Source organism: Marinoscillum luteum (genome assembly GCF_044005705.1).
GTDB classification, from domain to species: domain Bacteria; phylum Bacteroidota; class Bacteroidia; order Cytophagales; family Cyclobacteriaceae; genus Marinoscillum; species Marinoscillum luteum.
The window spans coordinates 20,900-46,429 of the sequence record NZ_JBIPKE010000007.1; the positions used below are offsets into that span (position 1 = coordinate 20,900).

Annotated in this window: 17 protein-coding genes and 1 tRNA gene; 5 read left to right on the forward strand and 13 right to left on the reverse strand. The window is 46.4% G+C overall.

Translation table 11 applies throughout. The features are described 5' to 3' along the window. Positions 1 to 7 precede the first annotated feature (7 nt). From ACHKAR_RS00540 to ACHKAR_RS00560, 5 genes are all read right to left on the reverse strand, one after another. Positions 8 to 3,367, reverse strand: a complete 3,360-nt coding sequence (locus ACHKAR_RS00540; protein ID WP_395415742.1) for a PAS domain S-box protein — start codon at positions 3,365 to 3,367, stop codon at positions 8 to 10. A gap of 372 nt (positions 3,368 to 3,739) precedes the next feature. Beyond that, on the reverse strand, positions 3,740 to 6,988 hold the full coding sequence (locus ACHKAR_RS00545; protein WP_395415743.1) for an amidohydrolase family protein: 3,249 nt from the start codon (positions 6,986 to 6,988) through the stop codon (positions 3,740 to 3,742). A 117-nt stretch (positions 6,989 to 7,105) separates the two neighbouring features. Then, positions 7,106 to 7,456, reverse strand: coding sequence for a hypothetical protein (locus ACHKAR_RS00550; RefSeq protein ID WP_395415744.1), 351 nt, complete (start codon positions 7,454 to 7,456; stop codon positions 7,106 to 7,108). Positions 7,457 to 7,461: 5 nt separating this feature from the next. Further along, complete coding sequence (locus ACHKAR_RS00555; protein ID WP_395415745.1) at positions 7,462 to 8,019, reverse strand: RNA polymerase sigma factor; 558 nt, start codon at positions 8,017 to 8,019, stop codon at positions 7,462 to 7,464. 25 nt (positions 8,020 to 8,044) lie between these two features. Continuing rightward, positions 8,045 to 8,548 carry an NADPH-dependent FMN reductase gene (locus ACHKAR_RS00560; RefSeq protein WP_395415746.1) on the reverse strand — a complete coding sequence of 168 codons (504 nt, stop codon included), beginning with the start codon at positions 8,546 to 8,548 and terminating at the stop codon, positions 8,045 to 8,047. 141 nt (positions 8,549 to 8,689) lie between these two features. On the opposite strand from ACHKAR_RS00560, the gene ACHKAR_RS00565 reads away from it, so the two are divergent. Further along, positions 8,690 to 10,225 (forward strand): alpha-N-arabinofuranosidase, encoded by a 1,536-nt coding sequence (locus ACHKAR_RS00565; protein WP_395415789.1) that lies wholly within the window; start codon positions 8,690 to 8,692, stop codon positions 10,223 to 10,225. Between the two features lie 70 nt (positions 10,226 to 10,295). On the opposite strand, the gene ACHKAR_RS00570 is transcribed toward ACHKAR_RS00565, so the two are convergent. From ACHKAR_RS00570 to ACHKAR_RS00605, 8 genes are all read right to left on the reverse strand, one after another. Continuing rightward, the gene (locus ACHKAR_RS00570; RefSeq protein WP_395415747.1) at positions 10,296 to 11,513 is read right to left on the reverse strand and encodes a BaiN/RdsA family NAD(P)/FAD-dependent oxidoreductase; all 1,218 of its coding nucleotides are present in this window, start codon (positions 11,511 to 11,513) and stop codon (positions 10,296 to 10,298) included. Positions 11,514 to 11,532: 19 nt separating this feature from the next. Then, a complete protein-coding gene (locus tag ACHKAR_RS00575) occupies positions 11,533 to 11,826 on the reverse strand; it encodes a thiamine-binding protein (RefSeq protein ID WP_159580503.1) in 294 nt (97 codons plus the stop codon). 5 nt (positions 11,827 to 11,831) lie between these two features. Then, positions 11,832 to 12,389, reverse strand: a complete 558-nt coding sequence (pth, locus tag ACHKAR_RS00580; RefSeq protein WP_395415748.1) for an aminoacyl-tRNA hydrolase — start codon at positions 12,387 to 12,389, stop codon at positions 11,832 to 11,834. Positions 12,390 to 12,461: 72 nt separating this feature from the next. After that, positions 12,462 to 13,094, reverse strand: coding sequence for a 50S ribosomal protein L25/general stress protein Ctc (locus ACHKAR_RS00585; protein ID WP_159580499.1), 633 nt, complete (start codon positions 13,092 to 13,094; stop codon positions 12,462 to 12,464). A 27-nt stretch (positions 13,095 to 13,121) separates the two neighbouring features. Next, positions 13,122 to 14,051 carry a ribose-phosphate pyrophosphokinase gene (locus tag ACHKAR_RS00590; RefSeq protein ID WP_159580497.1) on the reverse strand — a complete coding sequence of 310 codons (930 nt, stop codon included), beginning with the start codon at positions 14,049 to 14,051 and terminating at the stop codon, positions 13,122 to 13,124. A gap of 52 nt (positions 14,052 to 14,103) precedes the next feature. Further along, a tRNA-Gln gene (locus ACHKAR_RS00595) sits at positions 14,104 to 14,176 on the reverse strand. A 57-nt stretch (positions 14,177 to 14,233) separates the two neighbouring features. Next, positions 14,234 to 17,914 carry a phosphoribosylformylglycinamidine synthase gene (gene purL / locus ACHKAR_RS00600; protein WP_395415749.1) on the reverse strand — a complete coding sequence of 1,227 codons (3,681 nt, stop codon included), beginning with the start codon at positions 17,912 to 17,914 and terminating at the stop codon, positions 14,234 to 14,236. A 40-nt stretch (positions 17,915 to 17,954) separates the two neighbouring features. Continuing rightward, entirely contained in the window at positions 17,955 to 18,785 is an 831-nt protein-coding gene (locus tag ACHKAR_RS00605; protein WP_395415750.1) for an alpha/beta fold hydrolase, read from the reverse strand. A 57-nt stretch (positions 18,786 to 18,842) separates the two neighbouring features. On the opposite strand from ACHKAR_RS00605, the gene ACHKAR_RS00610 reads away from it, so the two are divergent. From ACHKAR_RS00610 to ACHKAR_RS00625, 4 genes are read left to right on the forward strand one after another with little or no spacing between them, the layout of a single operon-like run. Next, positions 18,843 to 19,517 carry a TetR/AcrR family transcriptional regulator gene (locus tag ACHKAR_RS00610; protein ID WP_395415751.1) on the forward strand — a complete coding sequence of 225 codons (675 nt, stop codon included), beginning with the start codon at positions 18,843 to 18,845 and terminating at the stop codon, positions 19,515 to 19,517. Continuing rightward, a complete protein-coding gene (locus tag ACHKAR_RS00615; RefSeq protein ID WP_395415752.1) occupies positions 19,514 to 20,941 on the forward strand; it encodes a TolC family protein in 1,428 nt (475 codons plus the stop codon). Before ACHKAR_RS00610 ends, ACHKAR_RS00615 begins: the two co-directional genes overlap by 4 nt. A 3-nt stretch (positions 20,942 to 20,944) precedes the next feature. Further along, the gene (locus ACHKAR_RS00620; RefSeq protein ID WP_395415753.1) at positions 20,945 to 22,087 is read left to right on the forward strand and encodes an efflux RND transporter periplasmic adaptor subunit; all 1,143 of its coding nucleotides are present in this window, start codon (positions 20,945 to 20,947) and stop codon (positions 22,085 to 22,087) included. Positions 22,088 to 22,122: 35 nt separating this feature from the next. Further along, positions 22,123 to 25,515, forward strand: a complete 3,393-nt coding sequence (locus tag ACHKAR_RS00625; protein WP_395415754.1) for an efflux RND transporter permease subunit — start codon at positions 22,123 to 22,125, stop codon at positions 25,513 to 25,515. The last annotated feature ends 15 nt before the right edge of the window (positions 25,516 to 25,530 follow it).

Consider the following 25,530-nt stretch of genomic DNA (forward strand, 5'->3'; position numbering starts at 1 on the left):
CAACATATCATTTAGGCAGGTTAAAATGAAAACTACTTCCTTCTCCGGGGATAGATTCAACCCATATTTTTCCACCCATATTATCGATGAGTTTTTTGACTACTGCCAGACCAATACCTGTGCCTCCATACTCTTCCTTTTGATGGAGCCGCTGAAAAATAATAAATATTTTGTCATAATATTCCGGCTCTATACCAATGCCATTGTCTTCAACTGAAAACTGCCAATAGGCCTTGGTGGAGTAGCAGGTGATACTAATAAAAGCGGGCCGTCCTTCCTGGGTGTACTTGAGTGCATTGCTGATCAGGTTGTGAAATATCTGAAGAAGTGGAGATCGAAAAGTACGTAGTGTTGGGAGATCGCCTATGGAAATATTGGCTTGCTTCTCTTCGATAATCTTCTTTTGCAGCGTGACCACTTCTGCGACAATTTCTTGTACTTCAATCAGTTCCAGATCGTCTTCGTGGCGCCCCACCCTGGAAAACTGGAGCAAGTCCAAAATAATCTGGCGCATTCTTTTGGCGCCATCCACGGCGAAATGAATATACTGATGGGCTTTTTCATCTAATTCTGTAGCATACTTGCTTTCTAGCCTGGTAAGGAAGCTGGTGACCATTCGTAAGGGTTCCTGTAGGTCATGTGAGGCCACATAGGCAAATTGCTCCAGCTCCGCATTGGAAGTGGCCAGATCTTTGGCCTGCTTTTCCAGGTTTTCGTTGAGAATTTTGAGGGACTGCTCGTATTCCTTACGATGCGTGATGTCGCTCATTGCACCCACCATCCTGATGGCTTTTCCTTCACCATCTCTTATCACTATGCCTCTGTCTACTACAAAAGCATAGCTTCCGTCTGATCGCAGGTATCGATATTCTTTTTCCCATTTTTTGGTGGTGTTGTTTTCCAACACATCGAAGAGGCTGGCCAGTACATCATCCAGGTCGTCGGGGTGAATGTACTTGCTCCAGAGAAACGTGCTGGACTGATTTTCTCTCATTTCGTGACCGAAAAGTGTTTTGAAACCCTCCCCCCAGAAAAGCGTGTCATTGATCACGTCCCAATCCCAAATGGCATCATTAGTGGCTTCAGACACTTTTTTGAAGCGGTCATTCGATTGATGGATGGCTTCCCGTGCTTTGTTTCTTTCCGTTACGTCTTTGAAATAAACAGTAAGTCCCTGCTCAGAGGGGTAGGCACTGGCCTCAATCCATTTACCCAAGGATTCATAGTAATCTTCAAAATTCACAGTGACCATTTCACTCAGGGCGTAATGGTATTTTTCAAAAGATTGCATGGACAAGCCCTCGGGAAAGACTTCCCAGAGATTCTTTCCCACAATTTTTTCACGTGGGGTTTGTGAGAGGGCTTCTGCTATGCCGTTCCAGTAGGTCACAGTGAAATTTCTGTCCGTGGTGAAAAAAGCATCACCGATACTCTCGAGGATCTGGTTTTTTTCATCAAACGCCTTTTTGAGGTTTTGCTCAGCTCTAATCCGATCGGTGATATCAGTATGGATGCCATAAATGGCTATAAGCTGACCGGTGTGATCAAATATAGGCCCGCCGCTTAAGTAAAAACTGACGGGCTCCTTGTGTTTATTGAGGAGTTCAACATCTCCTTTCCAATACCCTCCCGAGAGTAGTGTGGAAAAAACCTCTTCGAGTTTTTGGGGGTCGGAATAGACCGCAACAGAACCTTTGGCTTTTTGCAGGCTTTCAATTGTATAGCCCAAAGTTTCCTCCATAGCGGGGTTTAAATAAATACTCTTCCCCTGTGGGTTGGCCAGAGCAATCCCATCTCGTGAATTTTCGATTACCTGCTTAAACTTCAGTAGGTCTAGTTGGGCAATCTTCGTATCATGGATGTCCTGAAAACTGCCATATATTCTGATACATTTTCCCTGAGAAAACTCTGCTCTCCCTATGGTTCTGACCCATTTGGAATTTCCTTTGAATGTGGTGATCTGTAATTCTTCGTCCCACGGAGTCCCATTTTCGATGCACTCTTTTACACGGCTTGCTATGATCTCTCTATCGCCTTCCTTAAAATAGCTGATCCCGGTATCAAGATCCGGCTCGAAATCGGGCTCCACTTCCCTGATTTTCTTGGTAATATCAGACCAGTACACAGAGTTTTTAACCAAATCAACCTCCCAGCTTCCAATTTTGGCGAGTTCACTGGCGTTTTTGAGCAAATCCTGAAGTTCCTTTTGTTCGGTGACATCCCGGAAGTTGTCTACAATCCCATTAATGATCGGATCATGCAACATATTGGTAATGGTCGCTTCCATCCAGCGCCAGGATCCGTCCTTATGTCGGGTGCGGGAGGTATGACCTGGTATGGTCACTCCTGGGTTGGCCATTACTTCAGCCATTTTTTCCGCCACTCCTCCCACGTCATCGGGATGAACCATTTCAAACAGATTCAGGGATAATGCTTCGGCTTCCGTATATCCCAGTACTTTGGTGATAGAAGGCGAGGCGTAGGTAGGTATGCCATCAGGGCCTATGATGATCACAGCATCAGCGCCATTTTCCACAAGAGATCGGAAGAGGCTGTTGTTCAGGGCTAATTGTTCTTCAGCGCGCTTTCGATCGGTAATGTCTGCGGTAGTGACAAACACGCCCGTAATCCTCCCTTTTTCATCATTGACAGGTTTATACTTGATTTGAAAATGCAATAACTCTTCATCAACGGAAATGGAGAATTCTTTGGATTCCTCCTGGCCTTGAAGTACTCTTGAGTACAATTCTTCCAGAGGTTTTCTTTGCTCTGATGTTACATGATCGAGAATCAAGTCGCCTTTTCTGATGACTTTCCCCAGGTAGGCACCAAATTTTTTTAAGAATTGCTCATTGTAGTTTATTACGCGCAGGTCCTTGTTGAGCAGCACAAAGCTTTCTTCGGTGTTATTGTTCAATAACGATAATAGGCGCTCCGAGTCTTCACGCAGGGCATGATCGGCCGTCAAGGACTTACTGGTTTCCGAAAGAACCTTTCTTGACGTAATATCAGAGATCATGCAGTCCCAAACCGTACTTCCATCTTTTTGCCGTGATGGGTTGCCAGTGCCCCATAACCAAATAATTGAGCCAGTGTTGGTCTTTACCCGCCATTCGAACTCCCATTGAGTGAGTTTTTCAGCGGAACAAAAAAAGGATTGGTGCATGGGTTCCGAATCCTCGGGATGAACCTTTTCCCAAAAGGTAGTGGCATCTACCAGTCCCACTTTAGCGTCAAATAGGAGGGATGCCGCCTCATTGGCGAATACAATTTCATCAGTATGATCTGAGTGGAGCTGATAGCGCACAACTAACCCGGGAAGGTTATTGAGGATATCGAGTGTGATATGGTTTGTGCTATCTTTCATTCAGTATTCATCCACATAAGGAGGTCAATGCATTAATACTAGCAATTAATTCCTTTTGTCACCTTGTATTTCAGGTACAAGGCACTATAAACCCGTTGAAGGGCATAACAATTTCGTCGAGTTGTTGGATGTGTAAATATTGGTCGGGATTGCAAAAATATATCCGATTTGTGAAATCAGGACGTTATTCTCTAATTATTACAGTCCTAAGGAAATTATTTGAAATGGGTTCGCCTGATGGTGGAACCGGGACATAGAAGAGGTTCAATCACAGGTAGTTGGCTATAAAACGGCAGGCCCTTTCAAAAGTATTTTGAAAGGGCCTGCTCTGAGTTGAACTATCTCTGGCAACTAGCTTCGGTTACTACATGTCTAGTGCTGGCAGCTGCAGTGCAAGCCCTGGAAGCTATGACTTTCCTCATGCCACGGGAAGTTGTCGTTGTAGCTGTCCATTTCCCAGTAGAATTGGCTTCTTTTCTTTGGTTGATGGCCTATCTCGTCCATGGTATTGGTGTCATACAACCTGCCATTGATCATAGTATATCTGACCGATTCTGAGTTGCGAATGTGGGTGAGAGGATCTTCATCCAATATGATGATATCCGCAAGTTTCCCCACTTCAATGGACCCTAAGTCTTCACCCATCTCAATGTATTCTGCCCCATGGAGGGTAGCGGCCCTGAGTACTTCGTGGTTGGTCATGCCACCCTGAGCCAGGTTCCACATTTCCCAGTGTACTCCCAGTCCCTGCAGCTGACCATGTCCACCTACACATACCTTCACCCCGGCATCCACCAGTGCTTTGCAGGATTGTGAGACCAGTATGTGGCCATTTTCATACTCCTCATCCGGTGCCATGGTCCTGTGTCTGGATCTGCTGTCAATGATCGCTCTTGGAGTATATTTCATTAGTTTATCATTCTCCCACACATTGGTTTTCTGATACCAGTAATACTCCCCGTTCAGGCCGCCATAGTTCACTATGAGCGTCGGAGTGTTGCTGGTTTTACTTGCCGACCAAAGCTCAATAACGTCCTGATAAAGCGGAGCAACTGGAATATTGTGCTCTACACTGGTGTGGCCATCCAGGATCATGGTCATATTATGAAAGAAGGTAGAACCACCCTCGGGGTAAACCATGATCTCATTTTCATGTGCGGCTTTGATGATCATTTGGCGCTGCTCTCTGCGGGGCTGATTATAGCTCTTGACACTGAAAGTACCGTAGGCTTTGGTTCGTGCAATAGCACTTTGAGCGTCTTCATATTTATTGATCACGGCCTTGAAGTCACCATCAGCTCCATAAAGAATGGTGCCCGTGGAGAAGATTCTTGGGCCAACCATTAATCCGGCCCGAACCATCTCGGACTGAGACATGGAGGTCTCGGAGTTGGAGGAGGGGTCATGCGTGGCGGTGATCCCAAAAGCGAGATTGGCATAATAAGACCATTCCTTTTGTGGGCTGATTCCATACCTGAATGCGCGCAGGTGAGCGTGTGTGTCTATGAGACCTGGCATAATCACCTTACCAGAAACATCTATGATTTTGGCGTCTGCCGGGATTTCTAATTCTCCTTGATTCCCCACTGCCACAATCCTGTTGCCCTGTACCAGCACGACTCCATTCTCGATGATTTCTTCACCATTCATAGTGATAACTTTACCTCCGGAGAGTGCAATGCTGCCCGATGGAATATCCGTTTTCAGCGCGAGTTCTATCTCGACTGTGGTTTTGGGAATGTCCCCAATACTATCAGGGGAGCCTTCCAGAAATGTGAAGCAATCTCTGACGTTTACAGCATGATATTTATTCCCAAGCGTCCACTGTAGGGACTCACCATCTGCTGACCAATGAAGGTTGATTCCTGCATCCTCGGCCACCTTTGTTACGGGTAAGGCCTTGGTACTGCCCGTCAACTCAAAGGTTTGACCATGGTCTGAAAATGGCATCACAAATACATCATAGAGTTCCCCAAAGGCTAACCATTTTCCATCAGGACTGATGGTGTATTGGTTGGCATACTTGGAATGAAAATGAACTTTTTCATCTTCTCCTTTGAGGTTCACACTTTTGTAAGACTTATCCAGACTCCCAAAGAGATAACCTCCGGTTTGCAGATACACCCGGTCTCCTTTACTGTTGAAGACGGGGTTTTCACCATCTTCGCAGATAAATGTAGGCGTGCCACCCGCCACTGGCATGGTGTAGATACCAGGTTTTACGGTATAGGCATGCCCAAGTGTACCATCGCCTTCATCTTTTCGAAATACCAGGGTCTTTCCATCCTTGGAAAATGAAGGGGTACGATAGATGCCTTTTTCTGATGTCAGGCGGGTAGGGGTACCTCCGGTCGCAGGTATTTTATGGATGGCACCTTTGCGCTCATCCGCCCAACTGACGTACACAATGCTCTTGGAGTCCGGAGAAAAAGCAGGCTCATACTCAAAATCTGTACTTGTGGTCAAGCGTTTAGGCTTTCCATTCGGGAGTTTCATGGTATAGAGGTGTCCGGCGGCATTGAAAGCCAGAAGTTTGCCATCAGGAGAAGTGGTGGCATTTCGGATCACGTGGGAGCGGAATGACTCAGGTGCCGGGTTTTGCTTGAAAATAGGCGCATCGGTAATGCGATGTGTGGCGGAAGCTTTAAATGGGATGATCGTGGATTCACCTGTCAGTGTGTTCACCTTTCTGATTTTCCCTTTTGCATAAAGAACAATGGTTCGGTTGTCCGGCAGCCAGTTAAAGTTGGGGTACACCCCGAAAATGGCCCAGGCTTCCTGCTGATCCTTAGTCAGCTCATCGTACACGGGCTTTTGAATGCCTGTGGCCAGATCATGAATGTACAGGACGGATTTCGTGCGCACCCTGCGCACAAAGGCCAGTTTGGAGCCATCAGGAGAGATCTGTGGGCGTACAGCTCCACCTGGTCCGCCAATCACTGTTTCTGTTTTGCCGGTAGTCCGGTCATATCGCTTGATCACATAGATTTGACTGTTGGGGTCTTTGTTGTATTGAAAATACCCACCAGGATAAACATCTTCACTGTAGTAGAGGTAATTGCCGGATACCCATGGTTCGCCAGCATCCTGTTGATCGTTTTTGCGGGTAGTGAGCTGAATACCCGACCCACCGGTGATGTGATACAGCCACATTTCTCCCGCTCCCAAAGATCGCTGTGAGGTGAAGTGTTTCCTGGCGATCAGGTATTGCCCGTCGGGTGTCCATACGGCATTATTGAGGAGCCTGAAATCTTCCCTGGTGATTTGCGTGGCGTTCTGGCCGTCTGCATCCATCACCCAGATGTTGTCGCCCCCGCCAGCATCACTGGTGAAGGAGATTTTCTTACCATCGGGGCTGTACCTGGGTTGTACCTCATAGGCATGGCCTGTCCGAAGCGGGGTGGCATTGCCACCGGAAATGGGCATGGAATAGATATCTCCCAGGAGGTCGAACACGATGGTTTTTCCGTCCGGGCTCACATCCAGGTTCATCCATGTGCCTTCTTCCACGGTGATGGTTGTTTCCTGGAAGGGTGCCACGGGACTGGTGACATCCCAGTCGTCCTGTGCCTGGCAAATGAAAAATGAGAAAATGAGGAGGGGAATTAGGATTCTGGTCATATTCGGATTTGTTTATGACTCCTAAATTAGTGAAAGTTTTGACCGGGCAAGCTTACCTTTTTGTGAGTGGAGATATGGAGGACTGGGTGGTATGCTATTGTAGTACAAAAAAAAGGCCTATTCGGCCTCTTTCTTAAATTCGGGTGTTTCTGTTTCATGTCTTCCGGTGCACCACTTATCTGCAAACTTTTGTTTCCATTTTTCGCGCTGATCTTCGGGCATGTTGTGCCATTTGTGCTGCCAATGCTTCCATGGCGTGCTATGCTGATGGCCGTGTTTACCACCTTTCCCAAACCCAAATATTATTTTGGAGAGTAGTAGTATGCCTGCTGCCTGCCAGAAAGTGATGGCTACCAACCCAAAGATTGCCGGCATTAGCCAGTTCCAGAGCACCATTACCAGGGCGCTTGCCGCCGTGAAAAACACCAGAATCATTCCTGCTATTTTTAAAAACCAAAATCGTCTCATATCCATTAGTCGTTTATCAAATCATTATATAAATCCGCCAGGCCTTCCCTGAGGGCGAGAATGGCGTACCGTTTTCTGGAGATCATAGTATTGATGGTCTCTCCGGTTTCTTCCGCCATTTCCTTAAAACTTTTCTGCTCAAACTCGTGCCATATAAAGACCTCACGTTGCTTTGAGGGCATTTGCGCCAGTAACTCTTCTATTTTGGCCCAGATCATTTCCCCCAGTAGTTCCCGGTCAGGTAGATTGCTGGTATCGGGTAATATATCCTCCAGCATCAATGGGGTTTCATCACTATCTTGTGCGAGATTCATTTGAGAAAAGGCCATAGGCCTCATTTTTCGGTGATTGTCTGTGGCCTTGTTTCGTGCCACCCTAAAAAGCCATCCAGAGATCTGATCGAGTGATTCTATGCGGTCATACCCCACCACCAACTGGTAGAACACATCCTGCAGCACGTCCTCTGCATCATCACTTCCAGAGACAAACTTCCTGATGAAATTCAGGAGCTTTCCACGGTAAGTGTTTACCGTTCTTTCGATATGTTCATTTTTTTGACTCATGGAAATGGCGGCGGGCTTCATCGTATCAGGCACTCATTCGGTTATCACCATTTTTAGCTTCTGTGCCGTAGACGAGAAGAAAAAGAAACCGATACATGGCTAAATTTAGGACGCTATCAATCAAATTGAATGACTCATCAAATTTCTTTTCCGGCTCCATCACCATAAGGCCCTCAGGAAGCAAATTGGCACTAAGACTTTTGAGTACAGTTCGAAGCTGCTCATCGGCTGATTCGGCCAAAATTCGTTCGCTGGAGACCATCACGGTAGCCATTTTCTTGTTTCTCCAGAGCGCCCGGTGGTTGGTGAGCAGCCTGTGGGTTTCGTGATTATAGAGAGGGCCAGCGTGGTTTCCAACCAAAAGATAATAGTCATAGCTGGCCAGTTCGTTGAGCTCATACGAAGGATCAGCTAAATCCAGAATGGATGTGTTCAGGCCCAGCCCCGCAAGGCGTTCATCCAGCTCCAAAGCGACCAAATGGGAGAATCTGACAACCTGAGTATCGGTAATGATGATGGCTACTTTCATGTTAGTTGGTTTTGACCTGGGCTTATAGACGGATAAGAGATCATTATATTTTAAATGGTTTGAAGAAAAGCGAAATTGGAAGGGAGATAATTTTGATTAACTTTAAAGTGTATAATCAACACTTAATATACTTTTATGAAAATGCAGAGAATTGCCACACTACTTCTGGCGCTAGGTTTATCACATCTGGTGATGGCTCAGAACGCGTCTGTCATCATCAATGCCGATCAGGGTGAGCATCAGATCAGCAGACATATTTACGGACATTTTGCAGAGCACCTCGGCAGATGTATATACGGGGGATTTTACGTAGGGGCCGACAATCAGGCGATTCCTCATACAGATGGTGTGAGAAATGATATCATCCAGGCGCTTAAGGATTTGAAAGTACCTAACCTGCGCTGGCCAGGTGGTTGCTTTGCCGATACCTACCACTGGAAGGATGGGGTAGGACCACAGAGCGAGCGGCCTACCATCGTGAACAGGTGGTGGGGCGGTGCAACAGAAGACAATAGTTTTGGTACCCATAACTTTTTGAATTTGTGTGAGGTGCTTGGTGCCGAGCCTTATTTATCAGCCAATGTGGGTAGCGGTACGGTGCAGGAGGTGATCGATTGGGTACAGTATACCAATCATGACGGAGTGAGTCCGATGGCGGATTGGCGCAGAGCCAACGGACGGGAGAAACCCTGGGCGGTTAAATATTGGGGGGTAGGCAACGAGACGTGGGGCTGTGGGGGTAATATGACCGCAGAGTATTATGCCAATATCTACCGGCAATACGCCACCTTCATGCCAGGCTGGTCCGGGTCTGCCAAGATAGAGCGAATAGCCTCTGGTGCCTCCGGCAATGATTATCACTGGACGGAAACACTCATGAAGAATGTACCTCATCAGTTGATGGAAGCCGTGGCACTTCACCATTACTCTGTATTGGACTGGAGTGAGAAAGGGCCTGATGTGGGTTTCTCTGAGGCTCAGTACTTTAAAACCATGGAAGAATCATTGAAAATGGAGGAGTTTGTGACTCGCCATTCAACGATCATGGATAAGTATGATCCTGAAAAGAAAGTAGCCCTTTTTGTAGATGAGTGGGGAGGATGGTATGATGGCGATGCGGATAAAGGAGTACTTTACCAGCAAAATACCATGCGGGATGCCATGATCGCAGGGGCTGTCCTCAATATTTTCAACAATCATGCGGAGCGGGTGAAAATGGCCAACATTGCACAGGCGGTGAACGTGCTACAGGCAGTAATCCTCACGGATGAAGAGAAGATGATTCTGACACCTACTTACCATGTGATGAAACTTTACAATGTGCATCAGGATGCCACATTACTGCCCTTGAGTATAGATACCCCGGATTACGAATTGGACGGGAAGAAGCTTCCCGCCTTGTCTGTGTCAGCTTCCAGGGATGATCAGGGGGTTATGCATATTTCACTCGTGAATATTGATGCTAAAAAGGCCCACAGCACCGAGGTGAAAATTCATGGAGATGAAGCGAAGACCGTCCGAGGGTCAATCCTGTCGTCAGCTTCACTGCAGGACCACAATACTTTTGATAACCCGGATAAAATTACCCCGAAGGACTTCAAGGACTTTAAAGTGAAGGACGGAATCCTTACGGTCAGTCTGCCACCATTTTCAGTAGTGGTGCTGGAGGTAAAATAATTGATTCACAACCAATCGGGGGTGTGTGCCTTCGGTTGGTTGGTAGTTTCTCAAAAGATAGTCTTGGAAGCTATATATGCTCAGAGATTACCCACCCGGCACTCCAGCAGGCCTGGAAATTGAAGCCGCCTGTGAGGGCATCTATGTCCAATACTTCACCAGCAAGGTAGAGGTTTGGAAAGTTTCGAGCTTCGAAGGTTTTGAGGTCTACCTCTGATAATGCCACCCCGCCACTGGTGACAAACTCTTCCTTGAAAGTGCTTTTTCCTTTGACCTCATAGAGACCTTGGGTAAGTTCTTCCGTGAGTTTATTGACCTGCTTCTTGGTGATTTCTCCAAAGTTATCTTCCTCAGCGATTTCGCAGTACTTACAGAGTTGTTCCCAGAATCGTCTGGTCAGCTCGCCGGGAGGGTAGTTGAGCACCTTTCGCTTGGGATGATCTTGTTTTTGTTGATCGAACCACTGTCGCACTTCGGCGTTGGATTCTTTGCCCAGGTAGTTAACAAGAATATGGAAGTGATAATTCTTCTCAGCCAGTTCACGGGCACCCCATGCTGAGAGTTTCAGCACAGCAGGTCCGCTCAGTCCCCAGTGTGTGATGAGCATAGGGCCAGCTTCTTCCAGCTTAGTGCCCGTGATCCGAATGTTTACTTCGGAAAAGGAAGTGCCCATCAGTCCGGAAATGCGTAGATCTTTAATGTTGAAGGTAAAAAGCGAAGGTACGGGGGGTACCAGGTCCAACCCCAGTTGGCTCAAAAATCCCCAGACAGAAGGAGCACTGCCGGTTGCTATGATTAACTTATCAGCAATCATTGGTCCCTGAGAGGTGACAAGGCTCCATTGATGCTCGGTCGCTTCTATGTGCTTTACCCCACAGTTTTGAATAACCTTCACGCCCAATCGGGCAGCTTCACCTGTGAAGCAGTCTATGATCGTTTGCGATGAATTGGAAGTGGGAAACATTCTCAGGTCAGCTTCAGTATGGGTTTTTACGCCCCGATCACCAAGCCACCTGACCATGTCGGCGGTAGAAAACTCCTTAAAGACGGTGTACAGTTTTTTGCCCCCACGTGGGTAAAAAGGTGTGAGTTCGGAGGGTTGTTGCCGGGCATTGGTTACGTTGCACCGACCCCCTCCTGATACTTTGACTTTGCTCAGGAGTTTGTTGGTTTTTTCCAGGACCAACACTTCATAGTGTGGGTGTTTTTCGGCAATGTTGATGGCGGTGAAAAAGCCAGCGGCTCCCCCTCCAACGATAATGACTTTTTTCTTATGGGAATGGCTCAATGGAGCGTGCTGTTACAGTTCATCGATCGAGCCTTTTTTCTTCAAACGTTACATCAGCATCTTTTCTGTAGTGGATGCGGAAGTATACCAGGCATTCCTCTGCTCCGGCAGCCAGTACTGCCTTCTGAGCCTGGTCGCATACTTTCATTATTTCCTCGTATTTTCCCTCCATTACCGTTTCGAAGGGTGTGATCTGATGCTTGAGGCCACTTGCCTGAATCACAGCTATGGCTTCATCTACCAGGTCATAAGTGTGCAGTGCCTTGCTTTTGGGTATGATTTGAATGCCAATAGAGGTTAGGTGGTCAGTCATTGTGTTTAGTTAAATTGATTCATGGTTCGTTCCAGCCCTATGGTACAAAAGGAGAGTAGGGCATCGATGGCCAAATCTATATTGAGGACAATTTCGTCCATTTCCTGCTTATTGAAAGGGCTGAGTACATAATCAACCTGCTGGCCTTTGCCGAACCCGTCGCCTACACCAAATCTCAGTCGGGGATAATCCTGTCCGCCGATCATCTGCTCTATGTTTTTGAGCCCGTTATGACCTCCGGCAGACCCTTTGGCCTTAAGTCTTAATTTCCCGTAGGGGAGGGCAATATCGTCTGTAATCACCAGTAGATTCTCCTTGGGAATTTTGAGTTGGGTGAGCCAGTAGTTCACTGCTTTCCCACTCAGGTTCATGTAAGTGGTTGGCTTCATCAGGTGGATGCTACGGCCCTTGTATTTAAGCTCGGTGATGAAGGAATGTCTGTCATGCTCAAATTTCAGACCTTCACGATCGGCTAGTCTGTCCAGGATCAAAAAACCGATGTTATGACGCGTCAGCTCATATTCAGCGCCTATATTTCCCAGCCCGGCAATTAAGTATTTCATAAGTGTGCTAAAATAAAAAATCCTACCCTGATTGCTCGGGGTAGGATTCGTTTATTACAATGAAAATTCGGATTATCCTTCAGCAGGTGCTTCAGCAGCTTCTTCGCTACCTTCTGCTCCTTCTTCACCTTCTTCTTCACCTTCAAGAGACTTTCCTCTAAGTGCTCTAGGGATTTCAATACCCATGATGGTCACAAGCGGATTGTTCAATACTTCGAAGTTTTCAGTAGGAACATCACCAACTTTTACAGACTTACCAAGACCCAATTTGGATACATCAATGTTGATGTGCTCCGGCATGTCCTTAGGCAATGCTTTTACAGTTAAGAATCTCAATTTCTTGATCAACTTACCACCTTGCTGAATACCAGGAGGTGTTCCAACTGGGTGTACAGGGATGTTCATTTTGATTTTCGTACCTCTGAACAACTGCAGGAAGTCCACATGCACAATCATTTCACTTACTGGGTGGAACTGGATGTCTTGAAGAATAGCTTCAAAAATCTGTCCTTCCACATTCAAGTTGATAAAATGTGCTTCGTCGGTATAGACAAGCTCTCTGAATAAAATCATCGGAGCGTAAAAATGGATCTGCTCTTCACCACCGTAAAGTACACCAGGGACCATTCCTTCAGCTCTTAATCTTTTAGCTTCGGTCTTGCCAAGATTTGCTCTTTTATACCCTATAATCTCAACGCTTTTCATAAAATATGTATTTAAATTGTTTGTTTGTTACTTAATGAATAATGCACTTATTGACTCATTGTCGTGAACCTTCTTGATGGCTTTCGCAAATAGGTCAGCGACGGTCAATACTTTTATTTTGTCACTTTTCTGCTTGAGCGGAATGGTGTCTGTAGTGATCAGTTCTTCCAGCTCAGAAGACTCGATGTTCTCATAAGCCTTTCCGGATAGGATTGGATGCGTACATACCGCTCTCACGGTGGTGGCACCTTTCTCTTTCAGCAGATTTGCAGCCTTGCAAATGGTGCCTGCGGTATCAGCCAGGTCGTCTACCAAAACCACATCTTTGCCTTCTACATCACCAATCACCTGCATCGAGGCGATTTCGTTGGCGCGTTTTCTGTGCTTATCACATACCACCATGTCGGCCTCAAAATACTTGGCAAACGTTCTGGATCTGGCAGTTCCGCCCACATCAGGAGAAGCAAAAATCAGGTTATCCAGATTCAGGCTTTTGATATAAGGAATGAAAATAGCAGATCCGTCAAGGTGATCCACCGGAATGTCAAAAAATCCCTGAATTTGTCCGGCGTGAAGATCCATGGTCATCAGCCTGTTGGCACCTGCTGCTGTCAGTAGGTTGGCCATCATTTTGGCTGCAATGGATACACGTGGACGATCCTTTCTGTCCTGTCGTGCATATCCGAAATAAGGAACCACTACAGTTACATATTTGGCACTGGCACGTCTGGCAGCATCTATCATGAGCAAAAGTTCAATGATGTTGTCAGAAGGGGGAGTGGTAGATTGGATCAGGAACAGGTCACTTCCTCTGATGGATTCGTTGAAGCTGAAGTTCAGCTCGCCATCACTGAATTTTTGCGAAGTAGAGTTACCCAAAGGTTTTCCATACTGCTCGGCAATGCTGCTCGCTAGTTCTGTAGTACCTTTTCCTGCAAAAATTTTTACTGAGGACATGACAGTCGTTTAAATAAATAATCCCGATCCATATAAGTTGGACCGGGATCTGTTGGCCTACTAGGGCTCGAACCTAGACTCTTCTGAACCAAAATCAGACGTGTTGCCAGTTACACCATAGGCCAAAACGGATTGCAAAAGTAGTAGTCTTTTTTAAAAATCAAAAGGCCACCATGCAATTATTAAAGGTTTTTTATCCAGTCCCGTGCATTTACAAACGGTTCTATCCAAATAGACACCTCATTGTCTTTGATTTCTTCATTGTGAGCCCAATTCCAGGGGAAAATGGAGCGCTCCAGGTGGGGCATGATGGCGACATGTTTGCCGTCATTTGAGGCCACCGCCGCGGTAGCAAAATCACTTCCATTAGGATTGCCAGGGAAGGACTCATAAGTATACTTCACCGGGATGTTGTAATCCTCCGGTTGACCAGGGAGCATAAACCTTCCTTCGCCGTGTGCGAGCCAGATGCCCAGCTTACTGTTGCTCAGGGACCCAAACATCACGGTGTTGTTATCCAGTACGTCCACATTGATGAATGCGGATTCAAATTTTCCGGAACTGTTGTGATGCATTCTCGGATGCTGCTCACCCATCTCGGGGTAAATGAGGCCCAGCTCCATCATGAGCTGGCAACCATTACAAACTCCAAGAGAGAGGGTGTCTTCGCGCGCATAGAATGCATCCAGAGCCGCCTTGGCCTTTTCATTAAAAAGGAATGATCCCGCCCATCCTTTGGCGGAGCCTAATACATCAGAATTGGAGAACCCACCCACAAAAACAATCATATTTACTTCACTGAGGTCTTCACGGCCGCTGATGAGGTCAGTCATATGCACATCCTTCACATCAAAGCCCGCGAGGTAAAGCGCATAGGCCATTTCACGGTCTCCGTTGACTCCCTTTTCTCTGATGATGGCTGCTTTAACTCCGGTGGAGGTTCGTCGCTTGGGATCTATGCCGTATTTAGCAAAAGTGCCTGTGTAGTTTTCCGGAAACTCGTAAGCAAGTGGTTGCTCTTTGAAATTGTTGAACCTAAGGTTTGCATGACCAGGTTCGGACTGCTCACGATCCAGGAGGTGGGAAGTTTTAAACCAGATGTCTCTGAGGTGGTCAATGGACAAGTCCAGATTCCAGTCGTCTTTCCTGAGACTGATTGTTCGCTTATTGGTGGTGATACCGATGACAGTAGCCTCCACCCCGTGCAGTTTCAGGAGGTTCAGGACATTATCCGGTCTTTGTGTTTGAATGACTACCGCAGGGTTTTCTGAGAAAAGCAGCTTGGTAATGTCAGTTTCAGTGAGTTCGTCCAGATTGATGGCCATACCCCCCGAGGTGTTCGGGAAGTTCATCTCCAGAAGGGTTGTGATCAGTCCTCCGGCAGAGACATCATGCCCAGCGAGAATGAGGTTTTGTTGTATCAGCTCCTGAATGCCATTGAATGCTTTCACTACGGTATCTGGATCCGTATCGGGTGCTTCATTTCCAATGAAGGCATTGGCTTGTGCAAAGCTGCTACCACCAATGGCCATGGGTTTGTTGCTGAAACGGACATAGATCAGGGAGCTGTCGGAAACATCTTTGAGATTGGGAGTTACAACCTTTCGGAGGTTACTTACCTCAGCCACCGAGCTCACAATTACGGTGCCGGGAGCCAGTACCTTTTTACCATCAGGATACTTCTGTGCCATGGAGAGGGAATCCTTACCCGTAGGGATGTTTACCCCAAGTGCCGTAGCAAATTCACTCATTTCCTTGACTGCCTGGTAGAGTCGTGCATTCTCACCATCGTTTTTGGCTGGCCACATCCAGTTGGCACTCAGAGAGACTCCTGGTAGTCCCAGCGTCAGCGGAGCCCACACGAGGTTGGTAAGCGATTCTGTGATTGATAGCCGTGATCCGGCACCCGCATTGATCAGCGCGGGTACTGGAGCGTGCCCAATAGAGGTAGCAATGCCTTTGTTGCTGAGGTAATCCAGCGCCATGACCGCCACATTGTTGAGGGGTACCTGCACGGCACCCACTGTTTGCTGTACGGCTACTTTTCCAGTCACGGAGCGGTCTACTTTATTCGTAAGCCAGTCTTTGCAGGCCACTGCTTCCAGTTGCAATACCTTTTCTATATAATCCTCAATCTTGGAAGCATCATAGTCCTTTTCAGGAAAGGATTTTGCCTGGGTCTTATCTGTAAGGATGGTCTTGGGAGATGCTCCAAACAGGTGACTCATTTTCAGATCGAATGGGGCCTGAGTGGCTCCGGTACGACTGAATTTTAATTCCATTTTATCGGAAGTAGTGCCTACTTCGTAGTATGGTGCTCTTTCGCGCAGGGACACATTGCGTAGGTATTCCGCTTTATCAGGGTCAATGACCAATCCCATTCGTTCCTGGGATTCATTGCCGATCAGTTCTTTTTCAGAAAGAGTAGGGTCACCCACCGGGAAGTTTTCGAGTTTAAAATCCCCACCGGTATCTTCCACCAGTTCAGACAAACAGTTGAGGTGTCCCCCGGCACCGTGATCGTGGATAGAGACAATAGGATTATCATCCAGCTCGGCCATAGCCCGTACAGCATTGGCTACTCTTTTTTGCATTTCCGGATTCGAACGCTGTACAGCGTTGAGTTCCAGCGATGTATCAAAGGCCCCGGTATCTACAGAAGATACCGCACTTCCGCCCATCCCGATTCGGTAGTTGTCTCCACCGAGGATTACCACGGTCTGATCTTTCTGTACTTTCTTCTTGATGCCATCTTTAAGCTTAGCGAACCCAATACCACCAGCCAACATGATGACCTTGTCGAATGCGATGGTTTCGTTGTTTTCTTCATGCTCAAAAGTGAGTACACTCCCGCAGATGAGTGGCTGACCGAACTTATTACCATAATCACTGGCCCCGTTGGAGGCCTTGATCAAAATATCTTTTGGGGATTGGTAAAGCCATTTCCTTGGATTGACCTTTTCTTCCCATTTTCTTCCCTCTTCCAGTCTGGAATATGAGGTCATGTATACGGCAGATCCGGCCAGCGGAAAGCTACCAATGCCACCAGCCATACGATCCCTGATTTCACCACCAGAGCCTGTGGCTGCGCCGTTGAAGGGCTCTACTGTGGTAGGGAAATTGTGTGTTTCGGCTTTTAGGGAAATGATGGAGTCAAAGTCTTTGACTTCAAAAAAGTCCGGTTTGTCTTGCGTTCGGGGAGCAAATTGCTCTACTACGGGCCCTTTCACAAAAGCCACGTTGTCCTTGTAGGCGGATACGATCTGTCCGGGGTGATCCTTGGAGGTTTTTTTGATCCACTGAAAAAGTGTCATGGGCTGCTCATCACCATCGATGATGAAGGTGCCATTGAAAATCTTGTGACGGCAATGTTCGGAGTTGACTTGTGAGAAACCAAATACTTCCGAATCTGTCAGGTTTCTGCCGATTTCCTCAGAAACTTCTTTGAGAAAATCAATTTCTTCCTGACTCAGGGCAAGTCCTTCACTTTTGTTATAAGCTTCCAGGTCTTCTATGTGCTGAATGGGCGCCGGAGTGATTTTCAGTGTGAAGATTTCCTGATCTATCAGCTTGTATTTCTGCTGGAGCATGGGGTCAAAGAGTTGCCCCTTGTCTGCTCTGAATACTTCTATGCGCTCAAGGCCCTGAATACCCGCATTTTGGGTAATTTCCACCGCATTGGTGCTCCAGGGAGTGATCATCTCTTTTCGTGGTCCCACAAATGAACCCTGAATGCTTTGATCGGGGAGGAGTTTGGCGCCGGATAAGAGCCATTCCAGTTTTTTTTCTGTATCAGGGGTGATTTCGACTTTGCTGCCTACCACGTAAATGAGTTCCGTGGATTTTTGAAAGATGTAAATCATGCGAGAGGACCTTGTATTTGTCACCGCAAAAATAGAAGAATTAATCAAAGAATTCCCCTGAAAGCAAAGAAGGAACCAAGGTTTTTGAAGCCTCGATCATGTGATGGTGTTTATAAGGGAGTTTGTGTGTTTCTAATGTACGGATTTTGGTGGTTTTTGAGAGGATTTTGCCCAGAGGGATGATCGTATCTAGTGTGCCAAGAATCAGGTGCGCCTGAATGCCATGTTGGTTGATCACCCGGGTAACCGTTGATATAGGCACTTGGATAGGCTTGAAGTAAGTCCAGGTACGATAGACACGTTTGCGATTGTCTTTGCCTTGTAGCTCTTTTTGAGCAAACCGAACCATAGATGATGAGGTGATTTTCAATGTCTTGAATGTATCTAGTAGCGTATTGAAGTGATCTGGATGAAGCATCAGGTACTTAAAAAGCGGATTGCCTAGGCTACTTGTGGCCAGGCGAAACCAAATGCTTCGAAAGATACCATCCGGAGCGATCAGTATAAGGTGCCTGATTCTTTCCGGAAAAAGTGTGGTGGTGACCAGGGAAAATCTTCCTCCAAGACTGAAACCAACTATTGAGAATTTCGTGATGTCCTCCCTGAGGAGGAAATCCTCAAACTGCTGTTTCCATTGTGCGATGGTGAGTGGGGAATCTTCCCGAGTGCTCTGTCCATGATAGTAGTGGTCAAAGGCGTACACCGTGTGATTGGTTTCCAATGCTTTCAGCCAGGTATCAAACGCAGAATGCTCTTGTCCAAATCCATGAAGAAGGATTATGGGATGGGGGCCTTTGCCAGATTTTCGATAAAAGAGATTGGATTTGGTTGTTTTCATCAGGTCTGCCGCAAGAAACAGAAATATTTTCAAAAAAAAATCAATTTCGTTGAACCTTCCAGATCGTTGCCCGTAGAAACTGAGGAAACTTTGAGTATAATTAAAGTTTCCATATTTAAATTTGCGGAAAATATCCAAATCTCTGTGGCGAAGGAAAGAATTTTAGAAGGAGCACATTCACTGTTTATACAATATGGAGTCAGGTCGGTATCGATGGACGATGTAGCCAGAGAGTTGGCCATGTCTAAAAAGACCCTGTATTTACATTTTAGCAACAAGGATGAGTTAGTTACGGAGGTTGTCAGATTTCATATGGATGGTGAGATGGCGGAGTTTGGAAGGGTCATTGAATCGGCGTCCAATGCAGTGGATGAGATATTTAAGCTAGCCAAATGCATGCGCGAGCATGCTTTCAGGGTAAACCCATCACTGCTTTATGACCTTCATAAGTATCATGCCGATGCATGGGCAATTTTTCAGGAGTTCAAATCCGAGTATCTGGTGGGGCAAATCATCGATAACATAGAGCGTGGCAAGCGGGAGGGATACTACCGGCTGGAACTTAATGCGCGGGTGCTGGCCATACTTAGGATGGAAATCGTGCAAATGGTTTTTAGCGATCAGGTTTTCCCACGTTCAGAATTTGATTTCATAGAAGTGCAGATGCAGGTGTTTGATCATTTCGTGCATGGGCTTCTGTCAGAAAAAGGCAAACAATTATATCAGGAATATCAATCTCAGGAAGTTAATAATCACTCAAAATGAAAGGAAAACTAACCTTACTTTTTTTAATGCTCAGTACATGGCTGGTGGCTCAGGAGACCTCCGGATCATTTACTTTGGACGATTGCGTGGAGTACGCACTGAAAAACAGCGTGGATGCCAAGAACGCACTCTTAGATGAGCAGATTGCTACTGCTCGTGTGAAGGAGACTGTTGGTATTGGCCTGCCCCAGGTGTCGGGTTCAGTGTCTGTACAGCAGAGCCCTACTCAGCCAAGATTCTTCACTCAATATACCGCTGGAGGTGGCTCCTTTTTCATCACCGATGAGCAGGCTAGTCAGATGGGTTTATCAGATGGAGATGTCGTTGCACTCCGAAATATTTTCCAGCTCAAAGGAGCGGGGGATGCCAATCTGAGTATCAATCAAATGATTTTTAATGGATCGTATTTTGTGGGCCTCCAGGCTTCAAAGGCTTACAAGGAATTGTCCGTAAAAAACTCCAATCAGACCAGTGAGGACATTGTGATGAGCGTATCAAAGGCGTATTACAACCTGCTGATCGCTCGCGAGCAGCTCTCTTTGGTAAATGCCAACTTAAACAGGCTTGATACCCTCTACCGCAACACCCTGGCCATGTATGAAAATGGTTTTGCAGAGAAGATCGATGCTGATCGGCTGAAGGTGACTTTGAATAATCTGAAAGTGAACAGAGAAAACATTGAAAACCTCAATGACCTCTCCATGAGGCTACTCAAGTTTCAGATGAACTTTCCTTTTGATGAGGAGCTGACCATCGCCGGATCTTTAGAGGATGAGGCTATGCAAAAGGTAGAGCTACCTGAAGCTGAGAACTGGGACTACTCTAGCCGCCCGGACTATCAGGTGTTGCAGGCCAATTATGAGCTTCAGAAGTTGAACATTAAGAATAAGTATGCTGAAGCGATCCCTATGATTTCGGCTTTTGCCAATTTGGGATATTCTACACAGTCGCCAAATTTCGGCGGACTCTTTGCCACAAAGACTGATTTTGAAGATCAAAATGGAGTGGGACCCGATAAGTGGTATGGGTATTCTACACTTGGTCTGAGCCTCAAGTGGAATATGTTCACCGGTTTGCAGAGAAACTATCAGATTCAGCAGGAAAAATTGAGTCTGTCCAAGATCGAAAATGGTTTTGAGGTATTGGAACGGTCTATTGAGCTGGATATTAAGAGGGCTCAGGACAACCTGGACAATGCTCTGAGCAGACTGGAAGTGCAGAAGGAGAATGCGGAGCTTGCAGAGTATATCTTCAATATTTCGCAAATCAAATATCAGGAGGGCGTGGGATCCAACCTGGAAGTAATCGAGGCTGATACCTCGCTGAAGGAGGCTCAAACGAATTACTTCAGCGCGTTGTACGACGCAATCATTGCGCAATTAGAATTGAAAAAAGCATTAGGAATACTTTATAACCAACAATAGATCATGAGAAAGATCAATCAAATCACCTACATAGTAATTATTTCGGCGCTGGTTTATGCGTGCGGTGGCACAGAAGCGGCCAAGGATAAAGTGACGGAGCTAAATGAATTGAAAGCTCAACAAAAAGAACTGGAAACCAAAATTTCTGATCTTGAGGCTGAGCTGATCCAGTCCGGTCAGCTGGAGAAAAAAGAAGGGAATAAAGTACTGATCACCACATTGAAGATGACTCCAGATAGTTTTGAACATTGGGTAGAAGTACGGGGCACAGTGGCTTCCAGAAAAAATGTGATGCTCTCTGCCGAAACTATGGGTAGAATAGAGTCCATTAGAGTCACTGAAGGACAAAAAGTGTCCAAAGGTCAGCTCTTGGTCCAGCTGGATGCGGATATTCTAAGAAACAGCATTTCGGAGGTGAAAACACAACTAGAGCTGGCGGCTACTATTTACGAGCGACAGGCTAAACTGTGGGAGCAAAATATCGGTACGGAGGTGCAGTACCTGCAAGCGAAGAACAATAAGGAAGCCCTGGAAAGCAAGTTAAAAACCCTCAATTCTCAACTGAGTCAATCCAATGTAGTGGCTCCTTTCAACGGGATAATTGACAATATTCCGGTGAGGGAAGGTGAGATGACCTCACCTGGTATGCCGCTGGTGCGAATTGTGAATCAAAACGACACCTACATTTCTGCGGATGTTTCAGAGTCATTTCTGGGCAAATTTCAAGTAGGTCAGCAGGTGAAAATATATTTCCCCTCTCTTGACAAGGAAGTGGTTTCCAAAATAGCCTCTTTGGGTCAGGTAATTAAGAGCGAAAACAGAACATTCGAAGTGGAAGTGGGGCTGCCAGCGGTCAACTTCCCAATCAAACCGAATCAGGTGGTGGTTCTTCACATGATCGACTACCAGACAGATAAAGCGCTTGTGGTACCCACCAAGCTGGTGCAGCGCGACAGCAAAGGGAGCTATGTATATGAGTTGGTGGATAAGGAAGGCAAGCTTGTGGCAAGCAAGGTGTATGTGAAGCCGGGTGTTTCGTACAACCTCGAAACAGAGATCGTAGAGGGGTTGTCTGCCGGTCAGCTGATCGCTTATGAGGGGTATAGAGAACTGGCGCCTGGTGCGGCCGTTACGATCAAAAACTAATCAATAAGTGGTATAACTCTTTAGAAAGCAAATAAATGGCTGACGAATCTACTAACAAGAATACCGAAAAGCAGTTTGGTTTAACGACGCTTTCGCTAAATAATAGGACCACAGTCTATGTATTGACGATGCTTGTGGTCATCATAGGTCTGATGACCTATGTCACCTTACCGAAAGAGAGCTTTCCGGAAGTGAAGCAACCGATCGTGTACATAGGCACTCCACACCCGGGTAACTCTCCTGTGGATATGGAAAATCTGGTGACCAGGCCTATTGAGAAAGAGGTGAATTCAATTGCCGAAGTGGACAATATCAAGTCTACCTCGGTACAGGATTACTCCACCATCATCGTGGAGTTTACCTCGGACACTGATATAGAAGATGCATTGATCAAAGTGAAGGACGCAGTGGATAGGGCCAAGCCAGATCTTCCTGAGCTTCAAACAGATCCGAACGTATTTGAAATGAACTTCTCGGAGTTTCCTATTTTGAATATTAACCTGTCCGGAAACTATAGCATGGAGGAACTCAATGAATATGCTGAGTACCTCGAGGAGGAGATCGAGAAGATTTCTGAGATTTCTAAAGTGGAAATACGGGGCATCAATGAGAAGGAGCTGAAGGTGAATGTGGATCCTTATCAGATGGAGGCCCGCGAGGTTAACTTTTCAGACATTGAAAACGCCATTAGGAGTGAGAATATTACCCTATCTGGTGGTAGTGTGAAGGAAGGCGATATCCGACGGTCCATCCGTGTGGTGGGCGAGTTTTCCTACCCGGAAGAGGTGCTGGACGTGGTGGTGAAAAGTGAGAAGGGCAATATCGTTTACCTCCGTGATATCGGAGAGGTAGATTTTGACTATAAGGAAACTCAGGATTATGCGAGGTTGCGAGGTAACCCCGTGGTGATGGTGGATGTGGTAAAAAGGAGTGGGGAAAACTTACTGATTGCCACTGACAAGATCAATGTGATCCTGGAAAAAGCCAAGCAAGAGGTGTTTCCAAAAGACCTCATCGTGACCAAAACAAATGATCAGTCTGAGCAGACCAGAGAGCTTGTGGATAGCCTCGAGAACAACATTATTTCCGGGGTGATTCTTGTGGTACTTGTACTATTGTTCTTTCTGGGTTCCAGAAACGCCCTTTTCGTGGGGATCGCCATACCGCTTTCTATGTTCATGGCTTTTATGATCCTTGGTATGTTTGGCATTACCATCAACATGATGGTGCTGTTCTCTTTGATCATGGCACTGGGTATGCTCGTGGATAATGGTATTGTGGTTGTGGAAAATGTCTATCGACTCAGGGAAGAAGGGTTGTCCTCCTTTGAAGCCACCAAGCAAGGAGTAGGAGAAGTGGCATGGCCGATTATTGCTTCTACAGCCACCACTTTGGCGGCATTCCTTCCGTTGGCTTTTTGGCCCGGGATCATGGGAGAGTTTATGAAGTTTCTCCCGATTACGTTGATGGTTACATTGGGTTCTTCATTGTTTGTGGCCCTGGTCATCAATCCGGTGCTTATCGCGGCATTTATGAAGCTGGAAACCGGCGAGACCAATAAGAAGCGCATCATGATTTTTGTAGCTGTAGCCATTGTGCTTGGAGCATTGTTGTTACTCGCTAAGGCCACAGTGTTGGGCAACCTGCTGATTATAGCCGGGTTAATTACCATTTTGAATGTATATGTATTGGTGCCATCGTCCAGAAGGTTTCAAAGAACATTCTTACCATGGTTAGAGGGACTATATAAGTCTACGCTCGATTTTGCGCTTTCAGGATGGAAACCTGCCTTATTCTTTTGGGGCACAGTTTTGATGTTTTTCGGGTCTTTTGGACTGATGAGCGTATTTCCGCCTGATGTCGAGTACTTTCCTAAAACAGACCCGAAGTACATCAACGTCTTCATTGAGTACCCGGTAGGTACCGATATTGAACATACCAATGAGTTTACCCAGAAAATTGAACACATTGTTTTTGATGTGGTGAAACCGTATGAAAGCATCGTGGAGTCCATCATTGCAAACGTGGGCCAGGGAACATCAGATCCCAATGATCCTTCAGCATTTGGGCAGCAGGATACCCCTAATAAGGCAAGGATTACAGTCAATTTCAAAGAGTTCAAATATCGAAATGACATAGATACCAAAGTGATACTGGCGGAGATCAGGGAGGCCATTGGTGGCTATCCTGGTGTGGCTGTGACAGTGGATCAGAATGCGGATGGCCCGCCAGCGGGTAAACCGATTAGTATAGAGGTATCCGGTGAGGACTTTGCCACACTCATAGAAGTGACCGAAAGGATGAAGAAGACCATTAATGAGTCGGGTATCCAGGGTATTGAGAAGCTAAAAACCGATCTGGAGACAGGTAAACCTGAACTGGTGGTAAACATTGACAGGGAAAAAGCCCGAAGGTTTGGGCTGTCTACCAACTCCATAGCCATGGAAGTGCGAACTGCACTGTTTGGTAAGGAAGTTTCCAAATACAAGGAAGGGGAAGATGACTATGAGGTGCAGCTAAGACTCATGGAAAAGTATCGATATGATGTGGATGCCCTGATGAACAAGAGTGTGGTCTTCAGAGACCAGACATCTGGTAAAATGGTAAGCGTGCCCATATCATCGGTAGCCACTTCAGAGCTCAGTTCTACCTACGGCTCCATCAAAAGGAAAGATATGGATAGGGTCATTACCATCAGTTCCAATGTGATCACCGGCTATAATGCCACTGAGATCAATGGGGAGATTCAGGAGTTGCTGAGCAATTTCCAGATGCCTGCCGGGTATGAGTTTAAGTTCAGTGGTGAACAGGAAAAACAAGCCAAGGAGATGGCATTCTTATCAAAGGCCCTTGGTATTGCGGTTTGCCTCATCTTCCTGATCATCGTGGCACAGTTCAATAAAGTGACCACTCCTTTCATTATCATGATGTCGGTAGTCTTGAGTACCATTGGAGTTTTTCTGGGGCTTGTAGTTTTCCAAATGAACTTTGTGGTGATCATGTCTATGGTGGGGATTATTTCGCTGGCAGGAATCGTGGTGAATAATGCCATCGTGCTGATAGACTTTATCGAGCTGAGTCGCGAACGCAAGCGGCAGGAACTAGGGGTGGATAAGTTACCTTTTAATGAAATTGTGGAAGCCATAGCTGTGGCCGGAAAGACCAGGTTGCGACCGGTATTGCTCACAGCCATCACCACGGTTTTGGGGCTTGTTCCGCTGGCAGTAGGATTCAATGTGGATTTCATCAAATTCCTGAGCACCTATGATGCGGATTTCTACCTTGGTGGAGACAATGTGGCTTTTTGGGGACCTATGTCATGGACCATTATTTTTGGATTGTCATTTGCCACATTCCTTACGCTGATCATTGTGCCTGTGATGTACCTTTTCTTTGCCCGGGTCAATCGGTATCTGGGGATTAGTTAATATTATAAAACCTGC